Source organism: Boseongicola sp. (assembly GCF_057460485.1).
This window is the reverse complement of the sequence record NZ_JBVCWP010000350.1, coordinates 1-3,655: the sequence shown is the minus strand read 5'-3', so window position 1 is coordinate 3,655 and position 3,655 is coordinate 1. Positions and strand designations below refer to the sequence as shown.

Annotated in this window: 4 protein-coding genes; 3 read left to right on the top strand and 1 reads right to left on the bottom strand. The window is 57.8% G+C overall.

The window, feature by feature from the left end; all coding sequences use genetic code 11:
• On the bottom strand, positions 1–760 hold a 760-nt coding region (locus tag AC221Y_RS21790; RefSeq protein ID WP_486708419.1), incomplete at its 3' end, for an ATP-dependent metallopeptidase FtsH/Yme1/Tma family protein.
• 598 nt (positions 761–1,358) lie between these two features.
• Between AC221Y_RS21790 and AC221Y_RS21785 the strand changes: the two genes are divergently transcribed.
• The 3 genes from AC221Y_RS21785 to AC221Y_RS21775 all read left to right on the top strand — a co-directional run.
• Entirely contained in the window at positions 1,359–1,850 is a 492-nt protein-coding gene (locus AC221Y_RS21785; RefSeq protein ID WP_486708418.1) for an Lrp/AsnC family transcriptional regulator, read from the top strand.
• Between the two features lie 161 nt (positions 1,851–2,011).
• Complete coding sequence (locus AC221Y_RS21780) at positions 2,012–3,154, top strand: glycine cleavage T C-terminal barrel domain-containing protein (protein WP_486708417.1); 1,143 nt, start codon at positions 2,012–2,014, stop codon at positions 3,152–3,154.
• A gap of 27 nt (positions 3,155–3,181) precedes the next feature.
• Positions 3,182–3,655 (top strand): OsmC family protein (locus AC221Y_RS21775; RefSeq protein ID WP_486708416.1); only part of this gene is annotated, 474 nt, incomplete at its 3' end.

Below are 3,655 nucleotides of genomic sequence, written 5' to 3'. Positions count from 1 at the left end.
GCTCGTCAATGAAGATGATCGACGGGGCGGCCTTGCGCGCCGCCTCGAACATCTTGCGCACGCGGCCCGCACCGACGCCAACGAATATCTCGATAAACTCCGACCCTGAAGTTGAAAAGAAGGGCACATCCGCCTCGCCCGCCAGCGCCTTGGCAAGAAGGGTCTTGCCGGTGCCGGGCGGGCCAACCAGCAGGACACCGTGCGGCACCTCGGCGCCGACCTTTTCAAAGCGCTCCGGCTCGCGCAGAAAATCGACCAGCTCGGACACCTCCCGCTTGGCCTGATCCTGACCTGCAACGTCCGCGAAGGTGATCTTTTCGCGTGACGCGGTCGGCGTGGAAAATCGCCCGCTCAGGAGCCCGCCGGCGACACCGCCCGGACCGCCGCCGACGATGTTGCCCATCATCCGCCTCTGCAGCCACAGATAGACGCCAAGGATCAGGACCCATGGCAGTATGTAGGACAGCATCGAAACAACGGAGGGCTCTTCGGCCCGAATCTCGACGCCGTTTTGTTCTAGCAGCGGCAACAGATCGGGGTCGCCCTGAGACGGGGTTACAGCGCGGAAAGTCCCTTTGCTTTCGGCGCCCGGTTCGCCGGTGATGACGACGATGGCGTGCTCCTGCAGATCAGCCGAAGTAACCCGACCGTCGCGGATCATCTGTTTGACTTCGCTGTAGGGCAAGGCAGTCGGCACCGGCCCGGAGTTCGGCCAGAGGCCCGAGAACAGGACCATTGCCAGCAACGCGGCAAGCAGCATCCATACCTGCCATTGCCATCCGCCAGGATCGCCGTCGGGTCGATTTGATGTGTCTTTGGGCATGTCAGTATAATTACCCTGATGTTAGCGAGTGCGCGACCCTAGCACCTCCCGAGTCTCGCGTCGTTGACCCAAATCAACTGCGGAGTTGCTCTTCAAGCGGTGATTGTCGGACCACTGCGAACCTGTCTCTGCAAGGCTAATCCAGCAACCTTTTAGCAACCATAACGAACGGCAGCTTTGCCCGCTCCGAACCCGCAGCGGACGTTCAATTCTCGATCAACCAAGGCAAGGCGGGCGGAAAGCGGCACTTCGCTTCGGCGATCAAACCGCGCTTTGCAATCTCCAAAAGCCGACATTCAAAAGTATCGCTTACAACCGATGTCCCCACGTCGAAAACATGGGGAGTTGGTTGCCAAAAGAACGCTCCGGGTCTTCAGCCGAAGCGTTTTTATCGACGCATTTGCCACAGAAGTAGTCGCATAATCCTTCACCCGCCTGTCATTGGCGCACTAATAATAACTTGACGTAACAAGTAACCGCGTCCTGAATGCTGATGCCCGCCGTTGTGGTGAGGCGCAATGAAAGTTTCGGACCAATGAAAAGGTTTGGCCTCGATGCAACCGATATCCGCATCCTCAGTGCGGTTCAGAAGCATGGCCAACTGAGCAAAACCAAGTTGGCAGAGATCGTTAACCTTTCTCCGACGCCGTGTCTGGCGCGTTTGGACAGGTTGAAGGCCGGAGGGTTCATAAGAGGGTACCACGCCGAAATAGCACTCGACAAAATTTGCGATTTCACCCAGGTCGTCGTGACCGTTTCGCTGACGCATCACCGAAAGTCTGATTTCGATCGTTTCGAGGCTCATATCAGGACTCTGGACGAGATCACCGAATGCATCGCCACAGGCGGCGGCATGGATTATGTCATGGAGGCTGTAAGCCCCAGCCTCGCATCGTTTCAGAACTTGATGGAAACCCTGCTCGCCGCAGAGCTTGGGATTGACCGCTACATGACATACATCGTGACCCGGCGAATCAAATCGGACCAGCCCAACCTTGCGAAACTGGCGGCGAAGGAAAGCAAATAACTCCGCACGTCCGAACGGCCCGTTTGAAACCGTAAAACGGTCTGACCAGTCTTCAACCTGCCTATTTTTTAGTCTGCTTCACACTGCGTCCGAGGCTAAAATGGCGCGATGTTGAAACAATCCACGGCCTGACGGTCCGGTGGCTTACAAGGGCGCTAAACATGATGCAATCAGACGACTTCGGGTTCGGCACACAAATCCGCAAATCCCCTTATTTCGATGCCACCGTCCGGTGGGGAGCTCAGGGATTTTCGGTCTACAATCACATGTATATTCCGCGTGACTTCGGCAATCCGGAACAGAACTTCTGGAACCTGGTCAACGACGCGATCCTGTGCGACGTCGCGGTTGAACGTCAGGTCGAGATCACCGGCCCGGACGCCGCGAAATTCACCCAGATGCTGACCCCGCGCGACCTGTCCAAGATGGCCGTCGGACAGTGCAAATACATCCTGATCACCAATGCAGACGGCGGCATCCTGAACGATCCGATCCTGCTGCGGCTCGCGGAAAACCATTTCTGGATATCGCTGGCCGACAGCGACATTCTGCTCTGGGCGCAGGGCGTGGCCGTGCATTCCGGGCTGGACGTGACAATCGGTGAACCTGATGTGTCGCCGCTGCAATTGCAGGGTCCGAAATCGGGCGAAGTGATGCGGGAGCTGTTTGGCGAAAGCATCATGGACCTGCGCTATTACTGGCTGCGTGAGGTCGAGCTTGACGGGATTCCCCTGATCGTGTCGCGCACCGGCTGGTCCAGTGAACTGGGCTATGAGATTTACCTGCGCGACGGTTCGCGCGGCGACGCGCTGTGGGAGCGGATCATGGCGGCAGGCATGCAGCATGGTCTGAAACCGGGCCACACCTCTTCCATCCGCCGCATCGAAGGCGGCATGCTGTCATATCACGCCGACGCGGATATCAACACGAACCCCTATGAGCTCGGGTTTGACCGTCTGGTTGACCTCGACATGGAAGCCGATTTCATCGGCAAAGCCGCGCTGCGCCGTATTAAGGCCGAAGGCCCGGCACGCAAACAGGTGGGCCTGATCATCGACAGCGAGCCGCTCAAGGGGCCTAACACCACGTTCTGGACAATCAACAAAGACGGTGAAACAATCGGCAAGGTCACTTCCGCGGTGTATTCGCCACGGCTTGAGCAGAACATCGCCTTGGCCATGGTCGCGGCAGAACATGCCAATATCGGTGCCAAGGTCGAAATCGTGAGCGGTTCTGGCCCGGCCCGAGCCACGATCGTGGAACGCCCGTTCTACGATCCCAAAAAGAAAATCGCCGCGGCCTGAGTGCCCAATTCAATACGGAGAACTGATATGTCCGAACTTTCCATCGAACTGAACTGGCACCGGTCCGAAGCTGACCTGAATCCCGGCAAATATTCGAACGCGCATACCGTCCGATACAATGACGTTTATGAACTGAAAGCGGATGCTGCCCCCGATTGGGGCGGCGATCCGGCGAACACGAACCCGGAGCAGGCTCTGGCCGCCGCATTGTCCAGCTGTCACATGATGACCTTCCTGGCGCTGGCGGCCAAGGCCAAGTGGCCGGTCGCGAGTTTCTTCGATCGCGCCGTCGCGTATCTTGGTAAAAACGCCAAGGGTCAAATGTCCGTCACGCGCGTGGATTTGCATCCGGTAGTGCACTTTGACACCGGCTTTGCGGTCGATGCGGCGGAGCTGGAAAAGATGCATGATCGGGCTCACCGGTATTGCTTTATCGCCAACACACTCGCCGATAGTGTCGAGATCAACGTCATTCTGGAAGACGCAAGGGAAAAGGTCGGT

Excerpts from the sequence above, each read along its gene's own strand:
- AC221Y_RS21785 (WP_486708418.1), top strand. The coding sequence starts at position 1,359 with ATGAAAAGGTTTGGCCTCGATGCAACCGATATCCGCATCCTCAGTGCG.
- AC221Y_RS21780 (WP_486708417.1), top strand. The coding sequence starts at position 2,012 with ATGATGCAATCAGACGACTTCGGGTTCGGCACACAAATCCGCAAATCC.